This is a genomic window from Pseudomonas edaphica, from assembly GCF_005863185.1.
GTDB lineage: Bacteria > Pseudomonadota > Gammaproteobacteria > Pseudomonadales > Pseudomonadaceae > Aquipseudomonas > Aquipseudomonas edaphica.
This window is the reverse complement of sequence record NZ_VBVZ01000026.1, coordinates 1-22,199: the sequence shown is the minus strand read 5'-3', so window position 1 is coordinate 22,199 and position 22,199 is coordinate 1. Positions and strand designations below refer to the sequence as shown.

19 protein-coding genes, 2 tRNA genes and 1 pseudogene are annotated in these 22,199 nt (G+C 60.6%); 6 read left to right on the top strand and 16 right to left on the bottom strand.

Annotation, left to right across the window (positions count from 1 at the left end; translation table 11 throughout):
• Positions 1-428: winged-helix domain-containing protein (locus FEM54_RS03220; protein WP_276614439.1), on the bottom strand; the 428-nt coding region annotated here is incomplete at its 3' end.
• Between the two features lie 224 nt (positions 429-652).
• Between FEM54_RS03220 and FEM54_RS03215 the strand changes: the two genes are divergently transcribed.
• From FEM54_RS03215 to FEM54_RS03200, 4 genes are all read left to right on the top strand, one after another.
• Positions 653-739, top strand: a tRNA-Leu gene (locus tag FEM54_RS03215).
• 153 nt (positions 740-892) lie between these two features.
• Positions 893-979: transfer RNA gene (locus tag FEM54_RS03210), tRNA-Leu, on the top strand.
• Between the two features lie 144 nt (positions 980-1,123).
• Positions 1,124-2,149 (top strand): extracellular solute-binding protein, encoded by a 1,026-nt coding sequence (locus FEM54_RS03205; protein WP_138449479.1) that lies wholly within the window; start codon positions 1,124-1,126, stop codon positions 2,147-2,149.
• On the top strand, positions 2,149-3,702 hold the full coding sequence (locus FEM54_RS03200) for an ABC transporter permease (protein WP_138449477.1): 1,554 nt from the start codon (positions 2,149-2,151) through the stop codon (positions 3,700-3,702). The genes FEM54_RS03205 and FEM54_RS03200 overlap by 1 nt, the downstream gene beginning before the upstream one ends.
• Positions 3,703-3,810: 108 nt before the next feature.
• On the opposite strand, the gene FEM54_RS35035 is transcribed toward FEM54_RS03200, so the two are convergent.
• The 13 genes and pseudogenes from FEM54_RS35035 to FEM54_RS03140 all read right to left on the bottom strand — a co-directional run bounded on the left by FEM54_RS35035 (position 3,811) and on the right by FEM54_RS03140 (position 18,166).
• Positions 3,811-4,143: a methyl-accepting chemotaxis protein gene (locus FEM54_RS35035; protein WP_420875312.1), complete on the bottom strand. Its 333-nt coding sequence runs from the start codon at positions 4,141-4,143 to the stop codon at positions 3,811-3,813.
• Positions 4,144-4,171: 28 nt separating this feature from the next.
• Positions 4,172-5,752 (bottom strand): annotated as a pseudogene (locus FEM54_RS03195) (methyl-accepting chemotaxis protein); the annotation flags it as partial.
• Between the two features lie 139 nt (positions 5,753-5,891).
• Positions 5,892-7,181, bottom strand: a complete 1,290-nt coding sequence (locus FEM54_RS03190; RefSeq protein WP_017138458.1) for an adenylosuccinate synthase — start codon at positions 7,179-7,181, stop codon at positions 5,892-5,894.
• A 54-nt stretch (positions 7,182-7,235) separates the two neighbouring features.
• Positions 7,236-8,423 carry an ATP phosphoribosyltransferase regulatory subunit gene (locus FEM54_RS03185; protein WP_017138459.1) on the bottom strand — a complete coding sequence of 396 codons (1,188 nt, stop codon included), beginning with the start codon at positions 8,421-8,423 and terminating at the stop codon, positions 7,236-7,238.
• A gap of 292 nt (positions 8,424-8,715) precedes the next feature.
• Entirely contained in the window at positions 8,716-9,582 is an 867-nt protein-coding gene (hflC, locus tag FEM54_RS03180; protein WP_017138460.1) for a protease modulator HflC, read from the bottom strand.
• Entirely contained in the window at positions 9,582-10,760 is a 1,179-nt protein-coding gene (gene hflK, locus FEM54_RS03175) for an FtsH protease activity modulator HflK (RefSeq protein WP_017138461.1), read from the bottom strand. The genes hflC and hflK overlap by 1 nt, the downstream gene beginning before the upstream one ends.
• A gap of 96 nt (positions 10,761-10,856) precedes the next feature.
• Positions 10,857-12,158 carry a ribosome rescue GTPase HflX gene (hflX, locus tag FEM54_RS03170; RefSeq protein ID WP_138449475.1) on the bottom strand — a complete coding sequence of 434 codons (1,302 nt, stop codon included), beginning with the start codon at positions 12,156-12,158 and terminating at the stop codon, positions 10,857-10,859.
• 12 nt (positions 12,159-12,170) lie between these two features.
• Positions 12,171-12,431, bottom strand: a complete 261-nt coding sequence (gene hfq, locus FEM54_RS03165) for an RNA chaperone Hfq (protein WP_003188059.1) — start codon at positions 12,429-12,431, stop codon at positions 12,171-12,173.
• Positions 12,432-12,524: 93 nt separating this feature from the next.
• The gene (miaA, locus tag FEM54_RS03160; RefSeq protein ID WP_017138463.1) at positions 12,525-13,496 is read right to left on the bottom strand and encodes a tRNA (adenosine(37)-N6)-dimethylallyltransferase MiaA; all 972 of its coding nucleotides are present in this window, start codon (positions 13,494-13,496) and stop codon (positions 12,525-12,527) included.
• Positions 13,496-15,409, bottom strand: a complete 1,914-nt coding sequence (gene mutL, locus FEM54_RS03155) for a DNA mismatch repair endonuclease MutL (protein ID WP_138449473.1) — start codon at positions 15,407-15,409, stop codon at positions 13,496-13,498. The genes miaA and mutL overlap by 1 nt, the downstream gene beginning before the upstream one ends.
• Positions 15,409-16,830 (bottom strand): N-acetylmuramoyl-L-alanine amidase, encoded by a 1,422-nt coding sequence (locus tag FEM54_RS03150; protein ID WP_017138465.1) that lies wholly within the window; start codon positions 16,828-16,830, stop codon positions 15,409-15,411. The genes mutL and FEM54_RS03150 overlap by 1 nt, the downstream gene beginning before the upstream one ends.
• A gap of 17 nt (positions 16,831-16,847) precedes the next feature.
• Positions 16,848-17,318, bottom strand: a complete 471-nt coding sequence (gene tsaE / locus FEM54_RS03145; protein WP_138449471.1) for a tRNA (adenosine(37)-N6)-threonylcarbamoyltransferase complex ATPase subunit type 1 TsaE — start codon at positions 17,316-17,318, stop codon at positions 16,848-16,850.
• Positions 17,306-18,166: an NAD(P)H-hydrate dehydratase gene (locus tag FEM54_RS03140; RefSeq protein WP_138449469.1), complete on the bottom strand. Its 861-nt coding sequence runs from the start codon at positions 18,164-18,166 to the stop codon at positions 17,306-17,308. The genes tsaE and FEM54_RS03140 overlap by 13 nt, the downstream gene beginning before the upstream one ends.
• 63 nt (positions 18,167-18,229) lie before the next feature.
• Between FEM54_RS03140 and queG the strand changes: the two genes are divergently transcribed.
• On the top strand, positions 18,230-19,294 hold the full coding sequence (gene queG, locus FEM54_RS03135; RefSeq protein WP_017138468.1) for a tRNA epoxyqueuosine(34) reductase QueG: 1,065 nt from the start codon (positions 18,230-18,232) through the stop codon (positions 19,292-19,294).
• Here the strand turns inward: queG and FEM54_RS03130 are convergent.
• Positions 19,291-19,908: a trimeric intracellular cation channel family protein gene (locus tag FEM54_RS03130; RefSeq protein ID WP_169986743.1), complete on the bottom strand. Its 618-nt coding sequence runs from the start codon at positions 19,906-19,908 to the stop codon at positions 19,291-19,293. The two genes, queG and FEM54_RS03130, sit on opposite strands and share 4 nt — an antisense overlap.
• A 181-nt stretch (positions 19,909-20,089) precedes the next feature.
• Complete coding sequence (orn, locus tag FEM54_RS03125) at positions 20,090-20,632, bottom strand: oligoribonuclease (RefSeq protein WP_060767947.1); 543 nt, start codon at positions 20,630-20,632, stop codon at positions 20,090-20,092.
• A 107-nt stretch (positions 20,633-20,739) separates the two neighbouring features.
• On the opposite strand from orn, the gene rsgA reads away from it, so the two are divergent.
• Positions 20,740-21,771, top strand: a complete 1,032-nt coding sequence (gene rsgA / locus FEM54_RS03120) for a small ribosomal subunit biogenesis GTPase RsgA (protein ID WP_003171340.1) — start codon at positions 20,740-20,742, stop codon at positions 21,769-21,771.
• Positions 21,772-22,199 lie beyond the last annotated feature (428 nt).

Genomic DNA, 22,199 nt, shown 5'->3' with positions numbered 1-22,199 from the left:
CCTTCACGGCGACCACGACGGTCCAGGCCGGAAACGCGGGCCAGGGCACGGTCGCCGTCGAATACCAGGCGCATTTGCGCCGGGCTCATGAACAGGTCGTCGCTGCCGTCATCCGGGATCAGGAAGCCGAAGCCATCCCGATGGCCGGCGATGCGGCCCAGGATCAAGTCGAGCTTATCCACAGGCGCATAGGTGCCACGACGGGTGTAGATCAGTTGAGCATCGCGCTCCATGGCACGCAAACGGCGGCGCAGGGCTTCGAGCTGGTCTTCGGTGGTCAGACCGAACTCTTCAACCAACTGCTCGCGGCTAGCAGGCGAACCACGATCGGCGAGATGCGCCAGGATCAGTTCGCGGCTAGGAATAGGGTTTTCATATTTTTCCGCTTCACGAGCGGCCTCGGGATCGAGGGACTGCCAATCGGCCATTAGAGAGTTTTCACCTTGTCTATATGCGGGTTAGTTTGGCATACGCGTATTGAAACGGGAAATTTCAGGTGTCAACAAGCGTTTAAAAGGCCTTTGCAGCCCTCGGAAAGCGCCTTGAATGACCACTGGCGAAATTTTCCGGGCTTTTTTCATCGCAGGGCTTTACAGCTCAAAATCGCCTCCGTATAGTGCGCGCCATCGACGACGGCAACGTTGTTGATGCTGCCCAGGTGGTGAAATTGGTAGACACGCCAGCTTCAGGTGCTGGTGATCGCAAGGTCGTGGAAGTTCGAGTCTTCTCCTGGGCACCAAATTCAGATTAAACCCGCGAAAGCGGGTTTTTTCGTTTCAGGCCTCTGATTTTTAACAAGAATATTGAATTATATTTTTGATATCAGGGGTTTACAGATTAAAAAGCGCTCCGTATAGTTCGCTCCATCAACAGCGCAAGCGTTGTTGATAATGCCCAGGTGGTGAAATTGGTAGACACGCCAGCTTCAGGTGCTGGTGATCGCAAGGTCGTGGAAGTTCGAGTCTTCTCCTGGGCACCAAATTCAGATCAAACCCGCGAAAGCGGGTTTTTTCGTTTCCGGGGTTTGAAAACTTCCCCAAGGATTCTCCCCTCATCCGCACTTGAGAAGTTTTATCGTTTATCCTTGCAATGATTTGTTGCATACAAGCGAGGAACACTTCGGATGATGATCCGCGATAACCGTCTCAAGACATCCCTTCTGCGTGGCCTGACCCTCACCCTGCTTGGCTTGACGCTGCTCTCGCCCACCGCCTACTCCGCCGACAAGGTGTCCCTGACCCTGTACAACGGCCAGCACAAAGAAGTCGGCGATGAACTCGCCAAGGCCTTCGAAGCCAAGACCGGCATTCACGTCAACGTGCGCAAAGGCAGCAGCAACCAGCTCGCCAGCCAGGTCGTGGAAGAAGGCGAGCGCTCCCCTGCCGATGTGATCTACACAGAAGAATCGCCGCCGCTGAACAAACTCGGCGAGCAAGGCCTGCTGGCCAAGATTGATGCGAGCACGCTGGACGTATTGCCCAAGGATTACGTCGGCAGCAACGGTGACTGGATGGGCGTGACCGCTCGTACCCGCGTCGTGGCCTTTAACCCCAAACTGATCGCCGAAAAAGACCTGCCCAAATCGGTACTCGATTTCGCTGGCCCCGAGTGGCAAGGCAAAGTCGGCTTCGTGCCCACCAGTGGCGCATTTCAGGAGCAGGCCGTGGCGATTATCAAGCTGCACGGTCGCGAAGCTGCTGAAGAATGGCTGACCGGCCTGCGCGCCTTCGGCAAGGTGTACAGCAACAATATGGTCGCGCTCAAGGCCGTGGAAAACGGCGAAGTGGCCACCGTGCTGGTGAACAACTACTACTGGTTCGCCCTGAAGAAAGAAAAAACCAACCTGGATTCTCAGCTGCATTACTTCACCGATGGCGATGTGGGCGGCCTGATCACCGTGTCCTCGGCGGCGGCGCTCAAATCCAGCAAGCACCCCAAAGAAGCCCAGCAACTCCTGGCATTCATGGCCAGTGAAGAAGGCCAGCGCGTCATCACCAATACCTCGGCCGAATACCCGCTACGCAAGGGCATGCAATCCAATCGCGGCCTCAAGCCGTTCAGCGAGCTGCAACCGCCGAAAGTCACCCCGGCAGACCTTGGCAACGCCGAAGAAGCCCTGGACCTGGAACGTGACGTTGGCTTGAACTGATGAACCCATCGCTACCCGCCGGGGTGTTCACCCCCCGGCGCAAACGCCCGTCGATCTGGCTGTTGTTACCCGTGCTGTTTCTGGTTAGCCTGAGCCTGCTGCCGCTGGTATATGTCGGGACCAAGGCCTGGCAGGCCGGCTGGGCGGAGGCGGTGCACCTGCTGTGGCGGCCGTATGTGTTCGGGCTGTTGCGCAACACCTTGGCTTTGATGGTTGGGGTGACGGTGGCTTGCGGCGTGATCGGCCTGTCACTGGCGTGGCTACTGGAGCGCAGCAACCTGCCGGGGCGACGCATCTGGGGAGTAATCCTGTGCCTGCCGTTTGCGGTACCGGCCTTTGTCAGCAGCTTTACCTGGGTCTCGCTGAGCGCCAACTTCGAAGGGCTTGGCGGGGCAATACTGGTGATGACCCTGTCCAAGTACCCACTGGTGTTTCTGCCGGTGGCGGCGACATTGCGCAATCTTGATCCATCCCTTGAAGAGTCGGCCCGCACGCTGGGACTGAATCGCTGGGGCGTTTTTTTCCGAATTACACTGCCGTTGCTCTGGCCCTCGCTGCTGGCCGGAGCCCTGCTGATCGCGCTGCATATGCTGGTGGAATTCGGCGCGCTGTCGATCATCGGCCTGCAAACCTTTACCACCGCGATCTACCAACAGTTCGAACTGGAATTCAGCAACGCCAATGCCGCGATGCTCTCGGCGGTGCTGCTGGTGATGTGCCTGACACTGCTGTGGCTGGAGCTGCGGGTGCGCGGCAAAGGCCGGCATGTGCGCATCGGCCAGGGCGCGGCGCGGCATGCTGAACAGGTCAAGCTGGGCAAATGGTCGACCGTGGGCCAGCTGTACTGCCTGGCGCTGGCGATCATTGGCAGCGGCATTCCGCTGGGGATGCTCGCTTATTGGCTGGCAGTGGGCTCATCGGCGGCATTCCCGGTGGCCGAGATTGGTGAGGCACTGCTGTCCTCTCTGGCACTGTCGTTGGGCGGCGCTGCGCTTTGCCTGGTATTAGCTGTACCGGTGGGGCTGCTGGTGGTGCGCTACAAAGGCCAGTTGGCGATTTGGGCTGAGCGCCTGCCTTATCTGCTGCATGCCCTGCCAGGGTTGGTGATTGCGCTGACACTGGTGTATTTCGCCCTGCACTATGTGCCGGCGCTGTATCAGACCTCGGCGCTGCTGCTGATTGCTTATGCGCTGTTGTTTTTGCCGCTCGCTCAGGCGCCGATTCGAACCGCACTGAACAAAGCTGCGCCGCAATTGGAAGAGGCGGCACGCACGCTGGGCTCCTCGTCGTTCAGCGCGTTTTGCCGGGTGACCTTGCCGATTATTTTCCCGGCCTTGGGGGCGGCGTTCGCGTTGGTGTTTCTGGATGCGATGAAGGAGCTGACGGCGACTTTGCTCCTCAGCCCAACGGGGCTGAATACCCTGGCGACTGCCGTGTGGGCGCATACCTCGAATGTTGAGTTTGCGGCGGCGGCGCCGTATGCGGCGCTGTTGATTCTGGTGTCGGGGTTGCCGGTGTATCTGCTGACGACGCGGATGTATTTGAGCCGCTGAGACCGCTATCGCAGGCAAGCCAGCTCCCACATTCGATTGCATTCCAACGCTGGAACTCGGTCAAATGTGGGAGCTGGCTTGCCTGCGATGAGGCCGGCGCAGACGACGCTAAGCCCGAAACTGCCCCAAACTCGCCTTCAACTGCGCTGCCAACCCATCCAGCACCTTGCCACTGGCCGTCGTCTCCACCACCGCCTGCGCGGCCCGCTCGGCCTGGGCGTGGATCACCTCGACCCGGCCACGCACCGCATGCGCGCCCTGGGCCTGGTGCTCGGCCGCACGCGTCGCCAGGCCAATCGCCGCATGCACTTGCTCCACCGAAGCCTGCACCGACTGTTGCAAGCGCACACTGTCGCGCAGCACCAACAACCCTTCATTCGCCTGGCGCCCGGCCTTGCCGATGGTTTCCACCGCTTCCCGTGCGCCCTGCTGCAACGCCACGATATGCGCCTGGATATCCCCAATCCCCAGTGGAGCTTTGGGTTTTACTCGCCAGCGCCCGCACTTCGTCCGCCACCACCGCAAAACCTCGCCCGGTCTCACCGGCACGCGCCGCTTCAATCGCCGCATTCAGGGCCAGCAGGTTGGTCTGCTCGGCAATCCCGTGAATCACCGTCAACACCACTTCGATCTGCTCGCTTTGCTGCGCCAACCGCTCGATCACCTGGGAACCGGCCTGCACTTGCCCCGCCAGCGCTTCGATCAGGCTGCCGACCTCAGCCGAGGTCCGTGAGTTTTCGTCCGTGGCCTGGCGAATACCCACCACCTGCTGCAACGCTGCCTGCATTGCATGGCTTTCGGCCTGGGCCTCATCGGCCATTTGCGACAGAGCGCGCAAGCTTTCGGCAACTTCGTCGCGCTGCAAACCGGCCGCCTTGTCAGCCCCGGCATTGCGCAAGGTCATGGCGCCGATTTCGACGCCGGTGCGCTGTGCCACATCGCCGGCCTCACGCACGATTGGCTGCAACTTATCCACAAAGCGATTGACCGCCGAGGCCATGTCGCCGATTTCGTCCTTGCTGTTGATCTGCACACGCTTGGTGAGGTCGCCCTCGCCCGCCGCCAGGTCGTCCATAGCGGCAATCAACAACTTCAGCCGATTGACCACACGGCGCCCCAGCACGATGGCGATCAGCAGTAATACGCCAAACCCGACAATGGCGAGCCCCAGGCCGATGCGCCAGCGCAACGCTCCCGCAGCGTCCTGTACGGCGCCGCTGGTGTTGGCGGTCATCTGGGTGGCAGTGGCTTGCGCCGATTGCAGGCGCGCGCCCATGGCCGCTGCGCTGTCGGCGGCGGCGCCTTTGAGGCTGTCACCGACCAACTGATCACTGCTCGCGATCAGTGCGGCAAAACGCTTGTCCAGCGCCGCCAGGTCGGCCTCTACGGCTTTGGTCGAGACGCCCATGCGGACTTTGCCGATCTCCGTGCCGTTGGGGCTGATGGACGCCTCGACGTAGAACACCGAAGGGTCGTTTTTAGCCGCATCCAGGACCTTATCCAAGGCTCGGTCGCCCTTGCCCTTGTCGAGCAGTGCCTGGTTGATCGGGTTTTCGCGATTGAGGTAACGGGTCAGGTGCTCGCCAGCGGCGTCGTCATACACCACGAACAACACGTTGGGATTACGCTGGGCGCGCCGGGCGAACTCCGACAATGTCGGCACGTCGCTGTCCCACATGGCGCGGGGCGCCACCGACGCCAGCAGTTGGGCCATGTCATTGGCCGAGTCCTGCAGGTCTTTTTCCAGGGTCGCACGCAGTTGCTTCTGCTCCTCTTGCAGGCGCGTGGAAAGCCCTGCGGTCAGGCGCTGGCGCGTGCTCGAAGACAAGCTGTCCAGGCTCGAGGTGACTTCCTTGCCGGCTTGCGCCAGCTCGCCAGACAGTTTCTGGCTGTCGGCACCCAGGCGGCTGCTTAAATCCGCTTCCAACGCCGTCACGGTGCTTCGCGTCAGGGCAACGGCCACCAGCACTTGCACCAAAAGAGCGATACCTAGGGTAACGAACACCGGCCGCAACAGCCGGCTTTGTAACAATGAGAGAACGGCAGACACGGTAAATCCCTCCACCACGGGTGCCATTAATTTGATAGCACCGCGAAAGAAAGAACCGTAGCAAGGGTCGTGCCGATTGCCAGCCGGCCACAAAAAAGGGCTCCCGAAGGAGCCCTTTGCTTTTTACATCAACAGCTTATTAAGCGAACGGGTGACGCAGAACGATGGTCTCGTTGCGGTCCGGGCCTGTCGAAATAATGTCGATCGGCGCGCCGATCAGCTCTTCAACACGCTTGATGTAGGCACGAGCATTGGCCGGCAGTTCTTCCAGGGTTTTGGCGCCCACGGTCGATTCGGTCCAGCCCGGCACTTCTTCGTACACAGGCTGCAGGCCTACGTAGCTGTCAGCGTCGGTCGGTGCAACATCCTTGCCTTCGGCATCTTTGTAGCCGATGCAGATGTTGATGGTTTCCAGGCCGTCGAGAACGTCCAGCTTGGTCAGGCAGATGCCCGAGATGCTGTTCACATCGATAGCGCGGCGCAGGATAACGGCGTCGAACCAGCCGCAACGACGGGCGCGGCCAGTGGTAGCACCGAACTCGTGACCTTGCTTGGCCAGGTGCGCGCCGACTGCGTCGAACAGCTCAGTCGGGAACGGGCCCGAACCCACGCGCGTGGTGTAAGCCTTGGTGATGCCCAGGATGTAGTCCAGAAACATCGGGCCAACGCCCGAACCGGTCGCAACGCCACCCGCGGTGGTGTTGGAGCTGGTCACGTACGGATAGGTGCCGTGATCGATGTCCAGCAACGAACCCTGGGCGCCTTCGAACATGATGTCTTTGCCGGCGCGACGCAGGTCGTGCAGCTCGGCGGTCACGTCCAGCATCAGCGGCTTGAGCAGCTCAGCGTATTCCTTGCACTCAGCCAGAGTCTTTTCGAACTCGATGGCCGGCTCTTTGTAGTAACCCACCAGCATGAAGTTGTGGTAATCCACCAGCTCACGCAGCTTGTCTTCAAAGCGCGGCATGTTGAGCAGGTCGCCCACACGCAGGCCACGACGTGCAACCTTGTCTTCGTAAGCCGGGCCAATGCCGCGACCGGTGGTGCCGATCTTCAGCTCGCCACGCGCCTTTTCACGGGCCTGGTCCAGCGCAACGTGGAAGGACAGGATCAGCGGGCAGGACGGGCTGATACGCAGGCGCTCGCGCACCGGTACGCCTTTCTCTTCCAGCTTGGTGATCTCACGCAGCAGGGCGTCAGGTGCAACCACAACACCGTTGCCGATCAGGCACTGCACGCCTTCGCGCAGCACGCCCGACGGGATCAGGTGCAAAACGGTTTTTTCGCCATCGATGACCAGGGTGTGGCCAGCGTTGTGGCCACCTTGGTAGCGCACTACGGCGGCAGCATGTTCGGTCAGCAGATCAACGATCTTGCCTTTGCCCTCATCACCCCATTGGGTGCCCAGGACTACGACATTCTTACCCATAACACTTGTCCTCATTCGCGCAAACTTGGTGCCGGCGATGGCCGGCAGGAAAACTCAAGAAGCCAGTGGCGATACTTGCCAAAGCCCGTTCTGCAGAATCAATTGCCGGTCGCAGTCCGCTTCACGGGCGGCGGCCAATGGCTGCCCAGGCAAAGCCTGGACAACACGCTGACCCTCACTGCGCAACTGGCAAACCTGCTGCCAGAGTGCTGCGTCCGTACTGTCGGGCATCCAGATGCCACCAGACGGCAACTCGACCTCAGCACGCCCCAGGGTCACCAGGGTTTTCAAATCGGTAGAAAAGCCAGTCGCCGGACGTGCGCGACCGAAGTCAGCGCCGATATCGTCATAACGACCGCCCTGGGCGATGGCCTGGCCAACACCCGGCACAAAAACGGCAAACACCACACCGGTGTGGTAGTGATAGCCGCGCAACTCACCCAGGTCGAAATACAGCGGCAACTCGGGGAAGCGCGCCGACAACTGCTCGGCAATCGCAAACACATCATCCAGTGCAGCCAATACCGGCGCCGGCGCATTGGCCAGGCGCTCACGGGCAGCCACCAGCACTTCACGGCCACCGCACAGGTTCACCAGTGCGCGCAGCATGTCGGCCAGGTCCGCAGGCACGCCTGCAGTCAGGGCGATGACTTCATCGATAGCCTTGCGCTGCAAGGCATCGAACAACTGTTGCTCCACTTCACCGGACAAACCAGCCGCACGGGCCAGACCACGGTAGATACCAACGTGGCCCAGGTCCATGTGTACATCCGGCACATCGGCCAGTTGCAGCATGGCCAGCATCAGGCTGATCACTTCAACGTCGCTGCTCGGGCTGGCATCACCGTACAACTCGGCGCCCAACTGGATCGGGCTGCGCGAAGACGACAATGCACGCGGCTGAGCATGCAGCACGCTGCCGGCGTAGCACAGGCGGCTCGGGCCTTCGCGGCGCAGGGTGTGCGCATCGATGCGCGCCACCTGCGGCGTGATGTCGGCACGGAAACCCATTTGCCGGCCCGATTGCGGGTCGATGACCTTGAAGGTGCGCAGATCCAGGTCCTGGCCCGCGCCGGTCAGCAGGGATTCCAGGTACTCGATATGGGGGGTCACGACAAACTCGTAACCCCAGCTCTGGAACAGATCCAACACCTGGCGACGCGCTACTTCAATGCGCGCAGCTTCTGGTGGCAGTACTTCTTCGATGCCATCTGGCAGCAGCCAGCGGTCTACCGTTGCCATTACGCCATTCCCCTATGATCCGGGCGGCCAGCCCTCGGCCGAGCCTTGAGTGAAGCAGAAAATACCCACGCTTTGCATAATCCACGCGCAAGAGCGACGTGACGAACGGCCTGCCAGCGGCCTCGTCGGGCACTTTCCTCGAAAAACCTGTGGCGCCTGCCGAATCAAACATGCAGACGCAAAAAAGCCGGGAATTTCCCGGCTGCCGCATCATACACCCGTTTTCTGAAAGGATCACCCCGCCAGGCATTTTAGCCGCCCGACGGAGTGCGCCCTAAGGTCACAGGCTTGGTTACTTGGACTTTTCCAGGTAGCGGAAGAAGTCGCTGCTTGGGTCCAGCACCATGACGTCGGTTTTGTTCGCGAAGCTTTCACGGTAGGCACGCAGGCTACGGTAGAACGCGTAGAACTCCTGGTCCTGGCCGTAAGCCTTGGCGTAGATCGCCGCAGCTTGAGCGTCGCCGTCACCACGAGCCTCTTCAGACTCGCGATAAGCCTCTGCCAGCAGTACACGGCGCTGACGGTCGGCATCCGCACGGATACCTTCAGCCAACTCGTTACCTTTGGCGCGGTGCTCACGGGCTTCACGCTCACGCTCGGTGCTCATACGCTCGAACACGCTGCGGTTCACTTCCTTCGGCAGGTCGATAGCCTTGACCCGGACATCAACCACTTCAATGCCCAACTCTTTTTCTGCCATCGTGTTCAGCGAACGGGTGATGTCAGCCATCAGCGCATCACGTTCACCGGATACCACCTCGTGCAGGGTGCGTTTACCAAACTGGTCACGCAGGCCCGATTCCAGACGGCGCGACAAACGCTCGTCGGCAATCTGCTTGAGGCCGGAGGTCGCGGTGTAGAAGCGCTCGGCATCCTTGACGCGCCACTTGGCGTAGGCGTCAACCATCACGGCTTTCTTTTCCAGGGTGAGGAAGCGTTGTGTCGGTGCATCCAGGGTCATCAGGCGGCCGTCGAACTTGCGCACCTGGTTCACGTAGGGGACTTTCACATGCAGGCCCGGCTGGACATCCGCCTGCACCACACGACCGAATTGCAGCAACACCGCGCGCTCGGTCTGAGACACGATGTAGAAGCAGTTCCAGGCAGCGATGACCACGACGACGCCCACAATCAGGGCGGTCAGCGATTTATTGCTCATCAACGACTCTCCCTGGTACGTGTTTGCTGTTGCAGCAAGTCAGCGGCCGCACGGGCGCTCGCTTCGTTGGCAGCGGCATTCGAGCTGCTGGACGGTGCGCTGGTGCCGCTACGACCACCTTCGATCATCTTGTCCAGCGGCAGGTACAGCAGGTTGTTCTGCCCACCTTTGCTGCCGGTCACGAGAACCTTGCTGGTGTTGCTGAAAACTTCCTGCATGGTGTCCAGGTACAGACGCTCACGCGTGACTTCCGGAGCCTTGCGGTACTCGGCAACCAGTTTGGTGAAGCGATCCGCCTCACCCTTGGCGCGGGAGACCACTTCGTCGCGGTAACCGTTGGCATCTTCAAGGATACGCTGGGCCTGACCACGGGCTTCCGGTACGACACCGTTGGCGTAGGTTTCAGCCTGGTTGCGCGAACGCTGCTCGTCTTCACGGGCGCGGATCACGTCATCAAAGGCTTCCTGCACTTCGCGCGGTGCAGCAGCGCTCTGTACGTTCACCTGAGTGACGGTGATGCCAGTGCGGTAGGTATCGAGGAACCGCTGCAGGCGCTCCTTGATCTCGCTGGCCATCAATTCACGACCTTCGGTCAGCACCTGGTCCATGGCGGTGGAACCCACCACATGGCGCAGGGCACTTTCGGTTGCGTGTTGCAGGCTGATTTCCGGCTGATCAACGTTCAGCACGAAGTCCTGCAGGTTGCTGATCTTGTACTGCACGGTCAGTGGCACTTCGACGATGTTCTCGTCTTCGGTCAGCATCTGGCCCTGCTTGGTGTAGGCACGCTCACGCGTGACGTTCTCCATGTACTTCTTGTCGATCGGCGGGAAATAGATGTTCAGGCCTGGCCCGACAGTCTCGTAGTACTTGCCGAAGCGCAGCACAACAGCCTGCTCCTGCTCGTCCACCACGTACACGGCGCTGTACAGCCACACGGCTGCGAGCACGACAAGCCCGAGGCCCAGCAGGCCATAGCCGCCGCCCTTGCTTGTGCGACCGCCGTCGTCACCACCACCACGTTTTTTTCCACCACCGAACAACCCATTCAGGCTTTCCTGCAGCTTTCGGAAGGCCTCGTCGAGATCTGGTGGCCCCTTGCGGTCGCCATTATTGCGGCGTTTACCACCCCAAGGATCCTGATTATTCGAGTTGCCACCCGGCTCATTCCAAGCCATAGCGCTCTCCATCTGATAAAGCAAAGACGCACCCACGGCGCGCCGACCAATGCTACAGAATGCCTGCTACTGCGGCACAACCGCTTTCGGAGGCTTTTATTGCAAAGTGTGTTGTTCGATGAACTCTGTCGGTACCACACCTTCACGGCTGACCAGCCGATTCAGCTCCGAGCGCGGCAATCGAACGGCCAGCAAGCTGACACCTTCTTCGTCGTATTCTTCTTTCTGTACGGCGCCCAGTTCGAAAAACTGTGCACGCAGTCGAGCAAAACGTTGCGGCAAGCGCAAGGTGCCGACAAACAAATCGCTGCCCAGCAGTTCGGCAATCGCTTGTTCAAGCAACTCCAGACCACTGCCATCGCGCGCCGACAGCCATACCCGCTGGGGCTTGCCGTCTTCATCGCGCTGGATTTGCGGCTCAACACCCTCAAGCAAATCGAGTTTGTTATAGACCTCGAGTATCGGCAAGTCTTGTGCACCAATCTCGCCCAACACCACCATCACTTGCTCGATCTGCAACATGCGATCCGGTTCGGCCGCATCGATCACGTGCAACAGCAGGTCGGAATTGCTCGACTCTTCGAGCGTAGACCGAAATGCCTCGACCAGCTTGTGGGGCAAATGACGAATGAAACCTACTGTGTCGGCCAGGACAATCGGCCCCAGGTCGTCGATATCCAGACGGCGCAAGGTCGGGTCAAGGGTGGCGAACAGTTGGTCGGCCGCGTAAACGTCCGATTTCGTCACGTTGTTGAACAGCGTGGATTTGCCGGCGTTGGTATAGCCCACCAGGGACACGGTAGGGATATCCGCACGCGAGCGGCCACGGCGTGATTGTTCGCGCTGGCTGCGTACTTTTTCCAGGCGGCCCTTGATCTGGCGCAGGCGCACCCGCAGCAGGCGGCGGTCGGTTTCCAGCTGGGTTTCACCCGGGCCGCGCATGCCGATGCCACCACCCTGGCGTTCAAGGTGAGTCCAGCCGCGTACCAACCGGGTGCTCATGTGGTCAAGCTGGGCCAGTTTTACCTGGAGCTTGCCTTCATGCGTACGGGCGCGCTGGGCGAAAATATCGAGAATCAGACCGGTGCGGTCGATCACGCGACACTCGAAAACACGTTCGAGGTTACGTTCCTGACTGGGCGTGAGGGTGTGATTGAAGATCACCAGATCGGCTTCTTCGGCGTGAACCAGGTCGCGCAGTTCCTCGACCTTGCCGCTGCCTATCAGGTATTTGGCGGTTGGCCGATGACGCGGTACGTTAAAAAACGCAACGGTCTCGGCGCCGGCCGAATTTGCCAACTCCTGAAACTCCTGCGGATCTTCGCGCGCCTCAGGGTCCTGTCCATCCAAGTGAACGAGGATTACTCGCTCACCACCACCGTGGCGCTCAAAGAACAAAGGAGACTCCTATCAGGCGTTACCTGGCTCAGCGTCACCCTGTTCATCACCTGCTGCGCTAGGCAGACGGATTGGACGAACTGGAACGACTGTCGAGATAGCGTGCTTGTAAACCATCTGGCTGACGGTGTTTTTCAGCAGGATCACGAACTGGTCGAACGACTCGATCGTGCCTTGCAGCTTGATACCGTTAACCAGGTAGATGGAAACCCCAACTTTCTCTTTACGTAAAGTATTCAAGTAAGGGTCTTGTAGCGAATGCCCTTTTGACATGTGCCGCACTCCTTTAAGGATCAATAATAAAATTCGGAAAATAGATAGCTTATGGCCGTCACACCCCCAAGGATAGACGGCAATTGCAAGGACTCAGCTCAATATGGAGACCGATCCCAAGTATTTCAAGGCGCGTGACAGATTGTCGCTGTCCAGGCTGTCCAACCAGTGCAAATCGCTCCAGCTGCGCAGCCAGGTGAACTGGCGCTTCGCCAATTGGCGCGTGGCAATGATGCCGCGCTCCTGCATTTCGGCTGACGTCAGCTTGCCATCCAGGTGTTCCCAGACTTGGCGGTAGCCTACAGCACGTATCGAAGGCAACCCGGCATGCAGGTCACCTCTGGAACGCAGTGCTACGACCTCGTCCACAAACCCCTGTTCCAACATAATTGTGAATCTTTGTGCAATTCGTTCATGCAACACCTGGCGATTTGCCGGAGCAATGGCCAGATTCGCCACAGTATAGGGCAATTGTGACTGTCCAGATGCGCCTGCATCAGCACTTTGCGCAGTTTGTTTCAGCCTGTGTTCAGTCATGGTCTGGCCGCTCACCCGCCAGACTTCCAGGGCGCGACTGAGGCGCTGGGGGTCATTGGGGTGAATGCGCGCAGCGGAAACCGGGTCGACTGCCGCCAACTGGTCGTGCAGGGCTTGCCAGCCAAGGCGTGCAGCCTCTTCTTCAATTTCGCCACGCACCTGGGCGTCCGCCGCAGGCATATCCGCCAAGCCTTCCTGCAAAGCCTTGTAATAGAGCATCGTACCGCCCACCAGCAGCGGAATATTGCCCCGCGCGGTGATCTCGGCCATGGCGGCCAGGGCATCGGCACGGAAATCGGCGGCGGAATAACTCTCGGCCGGGTCGATAATGTCAATCAACCTGTGCGGATACTGTGCCAACAGTTCTTTTGAAGGCTTGGCCGTGCCGATGTCCATGTCCCGGTAAACCAGGGCAGAGTCGACGCTGATCAGCTCGCAAGGCAGCACTTTGGTCAGCTCGATGGCCAGGTCGGTCTTGCCGGCGGCCGTAGGGCCCATCAGGAAGATGGCGGGGGGCAAGGCACTCATCAACGGCCGCGCAAGAACAGTTTGTCCAAGTCGTCCAGGCCCATTTGGGTCCAGGTCGGTCGGCCATGGTTGCATTGCCCGCTGCGCTCGGTGTTTTCCATGTCGCGCAGCAAACCGTTCATTTCCGGCAACGCCAGGCGGCGGTTGGCGCGGATTGCACCGTGGCAGGCCATGGTACCGAGCAGTTCGTTGATATGTGCCTGGATGCGATCGCTGGTGCCGTATTCCATCAGGTCGGCCAGTACATCGGCGACCAGGCGGTTGGCTTCGGCTTGCTTGAGCAAGGCGGGAATCTGGCGAATAGCCAGGGTTTCCGGGCCCAGGCGTTGCAGTTCGAAGCCCAGCTTCTGGAACACGCTGTGGTGCTCCTCGGCGCAATCGGCCTCACGCTGGCTCACCGCCAGGGATTCCGGCACCAACAGCGGCTGGCCGCTCAGACCTTCACTGGCCATGGCGATCTTCAAGCGCTCGTACATGATCCGTTCGTGGGCGGCATGCATGTCCACCAGTACCAGGCCGTGGGCGTTTTCGGACAGGATATAAATGCCCTTGAGCTGCGCCAGCGCATAACCCAAAGGCGGAATATCACCGCCGCCCTCAGGCAACGCCACAGTGCCCGGCTCGGCCCCCGGCAGCGGTGCAAAAAATTCGCGATAGGCCGCCTGAGCCTCGGCTACCGGCACAGTCGACTGCGGGCGTGGCGTGTATTGATACTGATAACCCGCGCCCGCACCGGACCCTGGCGCGGTGTAGGAAGGCTGCGGCTGCGGCGATTGCAGCAGGTTGGCCGCCAGGCTCATTTCGCCCTGAGGCCCGAACTCGCCAGCCTCAGGACCGCTCGGCCTTACCGCCGCCGTCACAATCGGCGCTGACAACTGATCATCCGGGCGCACATCGCCCAAGGCGCGGTGCAGCGTGCCGTAGAGGAAGTCATGCACCATGCGCCCGTCACGGAAGCGCACTTCGTGCTTGGTCGGGTGCACGTTGACGTCGACCACCGACGGGTCGACTTCAAAGAACAGCACAAACGTCGGGTGCCGCCCGTTGAACAGCACATCGCGATACGCCTGGCGCACCGCGTGGGCCACCAGTTTGTCGCGTACCGCACGGCCATTCACAAAGAAATACTGCAAGTCCGCCTGGCTGCGGGAGAAGGTCGGCAAACCGACCCAGCCCCACAGGCGCAAGCCATTGCGCTCGATTTCAATCGGCAGCGCCTGCTCAAGGAAGCCTGCGCCGCAGATCGCCGAGACCCGCCGAGCGCGCGCGGCGTCGTCATGGGCTTCGTGCAGGCTGAGGATGGTTTTGCCGTTGTGGCGTAAATGGAACGCCACATCAAAACGCGCCAACGCCAGGCGCTTGATGACTTCTTGCAGGTGATCGAATTCGGTTTTTTCAGCCTTGAGGAACTTGCGTCGCGCGGGCGTGTTGAAAAACAGGTCGCGAACTTCAACCGACGTCCCCACCGGGTGCGCGGCCGGCTGCACACGAGGCGCCATGTCACGGCCTTCGGTTTCCACCTGCCAGGCTTGCTCGGCGCTGCGGGTGCGCGAAGTCAGGGTCAGGCGTGCTACGGAGCTGATGGACGCCAATGCCTCACCGCGAAAACCCAGGCTCATTACCCGCTCAAGGTCTTCAAGGTCGCGAATCTTGCTGGTGGCGTGACGAGCCAGGGCCAGCGGCAGGTCATCCGAGGAAATCCCGCTGCCGTCGTCGCGGACCCGCAGCAGCTTGACGCCGCCCTGCTCCACATCGACATCAATGCGCTTGGCACCGGAGTCGATACTGTTTTCCAGCAATTCCTTGATCACCGACGCCGGGCGCTCAACCACCTCACCCGCAGCAATCTGGTTGGCGAGGCGCGGGCTGAGCAGTTCAATGCGCGAGCCACTGTTCAATAAGGAGTCGCTCATTACTGCGCCGCCAATTCAGTGCCAGGGATAGTCAACACCTGACCGACTTTCAATTCATCGGTCTTCAGGTTGTTGGCGCTGCGCAAGGTCGCGGCAGATACCTGGAAACGCACGGCCAGCATGGCCAGCGTGTCGCCGGGTTGCACGCGATGGTCACGCGGGCCTTGGGCGATTTTGCCGGAATCACGCAGCCAGGCAATGTAGGTACCCGGCGGCGGGTTCTGCTGGAAGAACTGGCGAATACCCGCGCTGATCGAACGCGCCAGCGCCTGCTGGTGATTGGCGCTGGCCAGCTTCGAGGCTTCGTTGGAGTTGGAGATAAACCCGGTTTCCACCAGGATCGATGGGATATCCGGCGACTTCAACACCATGAACCCAGCCTGCTCCACGCGCTGTTTGTGCAGGGACGTCACGCGGCCAATGTTGCTGAGGACTTTTTGGCCGACGTTCAAGCTGGAGGTCAGCGAAGCGGTCATCGACAGGTCGAGCAGTACACCGGCGAGCATTTTGTCCTTGTCGTCGAGGGACACGTTGCCGGCCCCGCCGATCAGGTCGGAACGGTTTTCACTGTCGGCCAGCCAGCGTGCGGTCTCGGACGTGGCGCCACGATCCGACAAGGCAAACACCGAGGCACCGAAGGCAGCGGTTGATGGCGCGGCGTCGGCATGGATCGACACAAACAGGTCTGCACCCTTCTTGCGGGCGATTTCGGTACGGCCACGCAGCGGGATGAAGTAGTCGCCGGTACGGGTCAGCTCGGCGCGATAGCCTTTCATGCCATTAACCTGGCGCTGCAGTTCACGGGCGATGGCCAGTACCACATCTTTTTCATGCTGGCCGCGCGAGCCCGAGGCGCCCGGGTCTTCGCCGCCGTGGCCGGCGTCGATCACCACAATAATGTCGCGCTTGCCCGCAGGCGCAGGTGGTGGCGGCGGCAACTTGACCTGCGGCTGCGACGGATTGACCGGCACGGCCGGAACAGTCGCAACGCTTGGGGTTGGCGCAGGCGGCGGTGCAGCGTCGGCGGCGTTGTCGAACAGGTCGACCACCAACCGATTGCCGTATTGGGCATTAGGCGCCAGCACAAAGCTTTTCGGGGTCACGGCCTTTTTCAGGTCGATGACCACACGCAGGTCCGTCGGCGTGCGCTGGGCCGAGCGCATCGCGGTGATCGGGGTATTGGCGGTTGAGACTTTCAGCGGCGCGCCGAGGGTGGCGCCGTTGATGTCGATCACCAAGCGATCGGGCGCCGTCAGGGTAAAGACACTGTGCTGGACCGGGCCAGACAGGTCGAACACCAGTCGCGTGTTATCCGGCGCTCGCCACAGGCGAACACTTTTCACCTGTGAAGCAGCCAGAGCATTGAAAGTCATTGCCGCAAGCAACACCCCTACGACAGCAACCATCGCGCGAAAGCGCATACCTAACCCCACCAATTTTATTTGAATTCCAATGCCAGGGCCGCGCACCAAGACTGGCCGCGCGCACTCTGGGGCAACAACTTCAGCTGACGTCCACGCTCATGCGGCGTAATGGTAATGGTCAGGTCCGGCTTTGGCAAAAAGCCTGTGCCTTTATCTGGCCACTCGATCAAGCACAGTGCGTCTTCATCGAAGTAATCACGGATGCCCATGTACTCCAGTTCTTCGGGGTCGACCAGCCGATACAGGTCGAAATGGAAGGCGCGAACTGCGCCGATCTCGTAGGGTTCGACCAAGGTGAACGTCGGGCTTTTTACCGCGCCCGTGTGGCCCAACCCACGAATTATCCCTCGCGACAGCGTGGTTTTGCCCGCGCCCAGGTCCCCTTCAAGGAATATCAGTCCTGCGCCGGCCGTAACCTGTGCAATACGCTGACCCAACGCAACCATGGCGTCTTCATCAGCCAGAAAAAGGCTTACTTCAGGCACGGCGACTGCTCCTCCAGCAATTGACGAATGGCAGGTATCAGGTCGCTGGCGGCCAGGCCGCGACCATAAGTGCCTTGGCGATCCCCCGCCGTGGCGTGCAACCACACGGCCAGGCAACTTGCCTCATAGGCGGGCATGCCCTGGGCCAGCAATGCACCCACCAAGCCGCTCAGCACATCACCCAAACCGGCCGTCGCCATCGCCGGGTGACCTTGGTCACAGCGCGAAACACGGCCGTCCGGGCTGGCAATCAAACTGCCAGCACCCTTGAGGATAGCCACTGCATTGAATTTCTGGCTTAACGCGCGCGCCACGTTAAGGCGATCGGCCTGAACCGCGGCTGTCGTGATGCCCATCAACCGCGCCGCCTCACCGGGATGCGGCGTGATAACGCTGTTGGCCGGCAGGCTTACGACGCCTGCGGCCAACTGGTTCAAGGCGTCAGCATCCCAAACTTGCGGCTGCTGGGCGTTGGCGGCAACCGACAACAGGCTTTTGCCCCAGGACGCTGCGCCCAGGCCAGGACCGATAACGATCACCGAGATTTTTTCCAGCAGCCCCATCAACTGATTGGCCGAACTGACGCCGACGGTCATCACCTCCGGCAAACGTGCGAGTGCGGCTGGCACGTGTTCCGGGCGAGTCGCCAACGAAACCATGCCTGCGCCACTGCGCAAGGCGCTTTCGGCGCTGAGCAGCCCGGCACCGCCAAAGCCATGGTCGCCGCCGATGACCAGCAGGTGACCGAACTGGCCTTTATGGGCGTCCGGGGAACGTGCAGCCAGTTGCGGCAAATGGCCGTGCAACAGCGGCTGTACGTCGGTAATTGTGTGTTTTGTCTGCGGCATGCGTCTTCAAGCTCCGATGTCTGGCAGAATTATACGCATCTAACCTGTGGTTTCCCGTGTCTCATGCCTGCAATTACTTCCGATCTGCCCGCCCTCGCCCAATCGATCAAAGACTGGGGCCGCGAGCTGGGCTTTCAACAAGTCGGCATCAGCGGCCTGGACCTGGCCGAGCATGAGCAGCACCTGCAACGCTGGCTCGACGCGGGCTACCACGGCGAGATGGAATACATGGGCGCCCATGGCAGCAAACGTTCGCACCCCGATGAACTGGTGCCGGGCACGCTGCGTGTGGTGTCGCTGCGCATGGATTATCTGCCAGGCGACACGCAAATGGCGCAGTTGCTGGCCAAGCCAGAAAAAGCCTACATCTCCCGTTACGCCTTGGGCCGCGATTACCACAAACTGATCCGCAAGCGCGTGCAACAACTGGCCGACCGTATCCAGGCACAGATCGGCCCGTTCGGCTTTCGCGCCTTTGTCGACAGCGCGCCCGTTTTGGAAAAAGCCATTGCCGAACAAGCTGGCCTCGGCTGGATCGGCAAAAACACCCTGGTACTCAATCGCAAGGCCGGCAGCTATTTCTTTTTAAGCGAACTGTTTGTCGATTTGCCGTTGCCGGTGGACGCGCCTCACGTCACCGAGCATTGCGGCCGCTGCACCGCATGCCTGGATATCTGCCCCACCAATGCCTTCGTCGGCCCCTATGTGCTCGACGCGCGGCGCTGCATTTCCTACCTGACCATCGAGCTCAAGAGTGCGATCCCCGAGGACCTGCGCCCACTGATCGGCAATCGAGTGTTCGGCTGCGATGACTGTCAGATTGTTTGCCCGTGGAATCGTTTCGCCCGATCCACGGCCGAAAGCGATTTCAAGCCACGGCACAATCTGGATAACGCAGAACTGGCCGAATTGTTTATGTGGGACGAGGATAAATTCCTCAGCAACACAGAAGGCTCGCCCCTGCGTCGTGCCGGGTATGAGCGCTGGCTGCGCAACCTGGCAGTGGGCCTGGGCAACGCGCCGTCAAGCATTCCGGTACTCGAAGCCTTGAAAGCACGTCGCGATTATCCGTCCGAACTGGTGCGCGAACATGTGGAATGGGCGCTGAACCAGCACGCTACGCGCTAGTGCACGTCGTCGTTGTAGACGAACTTGGGCATTTCCCAGTGAAAACGTATCGCCAGCAGCCGCAATAAAAAGCCGCTGAACAAAGTCAGCAGAATCGCCTGCTCGCTGGGCAGTTGCAGATACAGGCACAGCATGTAGAACCAGGCGGCGAGAAACGACACGCTGGCGTACAGCTCACGGCGAAAGATCAGCGGGATGTCGTTACAGAAGATATCGCGCAGGATGCCGCCGAATACGCCCGTGATCACGCCGCTGACTGAAGCCACCAGCATGCCGTGACCCATTTCCAAAGCAGTCATGCAGCCGATCAGGGTAAACGCCACCAGGCCCAAGGCGTCCAGCGCCAGGAACAGCGAGCGCAGACGGCGCATCAGCGGTGCAATAAAGATCGTCACCAGCGCGGCGATCGAGGTCAGCACCAGGTATTCTGGGTGTTTGACCCACGTCAGCGGGTAATGCCCCAACAGTACATCGCGCACCGAACCGCCGCCCAGCGCCGTGACGCAGGCGATCAGCACCACGCCAAACCAGTCCATCCCACGGCGCCCGGCGGACAGCGCGCCGGTCATGGCTTCGGCGGTGATGGCGATGAGGTAGAGCATCAACAGCATGATGGCGATCCTTGCGAATAGGCGCGCATTCTAATCATTGGGTGATGGCACCAAAAGGGGGCAGCAGGCGAAAGACCGTGTCGACAGCATCGCAGGCAAGCCAGCTCCCACATTTGAATGTGTTCACAAGTCAAAGTGTGGGAGCTGGCTTGCCTGCGATAGGGCCAGAGCAGGCGCCACAGATTCAAGCCTTGATGAAATGCTTGCGGTAATGCTGCAACTCGGCGATCGACTCGCGAATGTCATCCAGCGCCAAATGCGTGCTGCCTTTGTGGAAGCTGTCCTTGACCTCCGGCGCCCAGCGCGCCGCCAGCTCTTTGAGTGTGGACACGTCCAGGTTGCGATAGTGGAAGTAGCTTTCCAGCCCCTTCATGTGCGTATAAAGGAAGCGACGATCCTGGCAGATGCTGTTGCCGCAGATCGGCGACTTGCCCTTGGGCACCCACTTTTCCAGGAAGGCGATGGTTTCAGCTTCGGCCTCAGCCATGCTGATGCGGCTCTCGCGCACGCGCTGGGTCAGGCCCGAGTTGCCGTGGGTGCGGGTATTCCACTCGTCCATGGTGGCCAGTACAGCGTCGCTGTGATGGATGGCGATCACCGGACCTTCGGCCAAGGTGTTGAGGTTGCTGTCGGTGACAATGGTCGCCATCTCGATGATGACGTCGGTGTCGGGGTTCAGACCGGTCATTTCCAGATCGATCCAAATCAGGTTCTGTGGGTTTTGCATGGCTTGATTCTCTTGGCCCTTGGCTTAGCTGCGCAGTTTAGCAGGCGGGGGCGTGCTAGACTCGCGACCGTTTTACCCAACCTTTGCATTATCGACACGGAACACCAATGGCCAAACGCCAGCTCAATCGCCGCCAAAACTGGCGCATCGAAAAGATTCAAGGCGAACGCGCCGCTCGCGCCGCCAAACGTGAATCCTCCGCCGTGGAAGCGCTCGAGGGCGGCGACCTGGGGCCTGAACAAACGGGCCTGGTGATCGCGCACTTCGGCGTGCAGGTCGAAGTCGAGGCGCTCGAAGGCGAACTCGCAGGTTCGGTGTCCCGCTGCCACTTGCGCGCCAACCTGCCTGCGCTGGTCACCGGCGACAAGGTCGTGTGGCGTGCCGGCAACCAGGGCATCGGCGTGATCGTCGCCCAGTTGCCGCGCACCACCGAACTGCGCCGCCCCGACAGCCGTGGCCAGCTCAAGCCGGTGGCGGCCAACGTCGACATGATCGTGATCGTGTTCGCGCCGCTGCCCGAGCCGCACGCCAACCTGATCGACCGCTACCTGGTCGCAGCCGAGCATGCCGGCATTCGCCCGCTGCTGCTGCTGAACAAATTCGACCTGATCGACGAGCAGAACGCCCCGGCGCTCAACGCGTTGCTGGCGGTCTACCGCACCCTGGGTTACCCGGTGCTGGAAGTGTCGGCGCATCACGGCAATGGCATGGAACAACTGCAACAGCAGTTGGACGGGCGCATCAGTGTGTTCGTCGGCCAGTCTGGCGTGGGCAAGTCATCGCTGGTCAACAGCCTGCTGCCGGAAGTCGACACCCGTGTCGGCCCGCTGTCGGAACTGTCCGGCCAGGGTACCCACACCACCACCACCGCGCGGTTGTTCCACTTCCCCGGCGGCGGTGAGTTGATCGACTCCCCAGGCATCCGTGAATTCGGCCTCGGCCACGTCAGCCGCAGCGATGTGGAAGCGGGCTTCATCGAGTTCAACGACCTGATCGGCACCTGCCGCTTCCGCGACTGCAAACACGACCGCGAGCCGGGCTGTGCGTTGCTCAAGGCCCTGGAAGATGGGCGCGTGCAGCAGCAGCGAATGAACAGCTATCGGTCGATTATTGCGAGCTTGCCGGAGAGCAGCTACTAACGATCCACTTCTTGATACACATAAACCAGTGTACTGAAGCCCCTAGTCCATTGATTTAATAGGAGCAGGCATCAAGAATCCGGACCAACTGGGTGGCTCATACGCACAAGCCAGCTTGTATTCGGATTTCTCGATGCGCATAATTGCTCCGTCACCAGCGAAAGCTGGCAGGAGTCTGGATCCTTTTCGGGGTTGATCCAGCGGCGCAGAAGGGGCGAAGCAAGCTCCACTGCGCGTCGAATGAAGCCGCCTTCGGGCGGCTTTGCTTTTTGTGGGGCATTAACAACTGCACAGAAAGACTCGCTCCAAGGGCCGGGAGTACTTCGTGCCGCGCCTGTGCGTGGAGGACATGCGAGGTGTCATCAGCGGCGTCAAAGCCTACCTTCCTCTCTGAACACAAATGAAAACGCCCCGACATAGTCGGGGCG

What these genes read in the sequence shown, in the direction of transcription:
- FEM54_RS03140 (WP_138449469.1), bottom strand. Translation starts at nt 18,166, where the DNA reads ATGCCGCAGACAAAACACACAATTACCGACGTACAGCCGCTGTTGCAC.
- FEM54_RS03205 (WP_138449479.1), top strand. Translation starts at nt 1,124, where the DNA reads ATGATGATCCGCGATAACCGTCTCAAGACATCCCTTCTGCGTGGCCTG.
- FEM54_RS03150 (WP_017138465.1), bottom strand. Translation starts at nt 16,830, where the DNA reads ATGCGCTTTCGCGCGATGGTTGCTGTCGTAGGGGTGTTGCTTGCGGCA.
- hflK (WP_017138461.1), bottom strand. Translation starts at nt 10,760, where the DNA reads ATGGCTTGGAATGAGCCGGGTGGCAACTCGAATAATCAGGATCCTTGG.
- queG (WP_017138468.1), top strand. Translation starts at nt 18,230, where the DNA reads ATGCCTGCAATTACTTCCGATCTGCCCGCCCTCGCCCAATCGATCAAA.
- hflC (WP_017138460.1), bottom strand. Translation starts at nt 9,582, where the DNA reads ATGAGCAATAAATCGCTGACCGCCCTGATTGTGGGCGTCGTCGTGGTC.
- orn (WP_060767947.1), bottom strand. Translation starts at nt 20,632, where the DNA reads ATGCAAAACCCACAGAACCTGATTTGGATCGATCTGGAAATGACCGGT.
- FEM54_RS03200 (WP_138449477.1), top strand. Translation starts at nt 2,149, where the DNA reads ATGAACCCATCGCTACCCGCCGGGGTGTTCACCCCCCGGCGCAAACGC.
- mutL (WP_138449473.1), bottom strand. Translation starts at nt 15,409, where the DNA reads ATGAGCGACTCCTTATTGAACAGTGGCTCGCGCATTGAACTGCTCAGC.
- FEM54_RS03185 (WP_017138459.1), bottom strand. Translation starts at nt 8,423, where the DNA reads ATGGCAACGGTAGACCGCTGGCTGCTGCCAGATGGCATCGAAGAAGTA.
- miaA (WP_017138463.1), bottom strand. Translation starts at nt 13,496, where the DNA reads ATGAGTGCCTTGCCCCCCGCCATCTTCCTGATGGGCCCTACGGCCGCC.
- rsgA (WP_003171340.1), top strand. Translation starts at nt 20,740, where the DNA reads ATGGCCAAACGCCAGCTCAATCGCCGCCAAAACTGGCGCATCGAAAAG.
- hfq (WP_003188059.1), bottom strand. Translation starts at nt 12,431, where the DNA reads ATGTCAAAAGGGCATTCGCTACAAGACCCTTACTTGAATACTTTACGT.
- FEM54_RS03190 (WP_017138458.1), bottom strand. Translation starts at nt 7,181, where the DNA reads ATGGGTAAGAATGTCGTAGTCCTGGGCACCCAATGGGGTGATGAGGGC.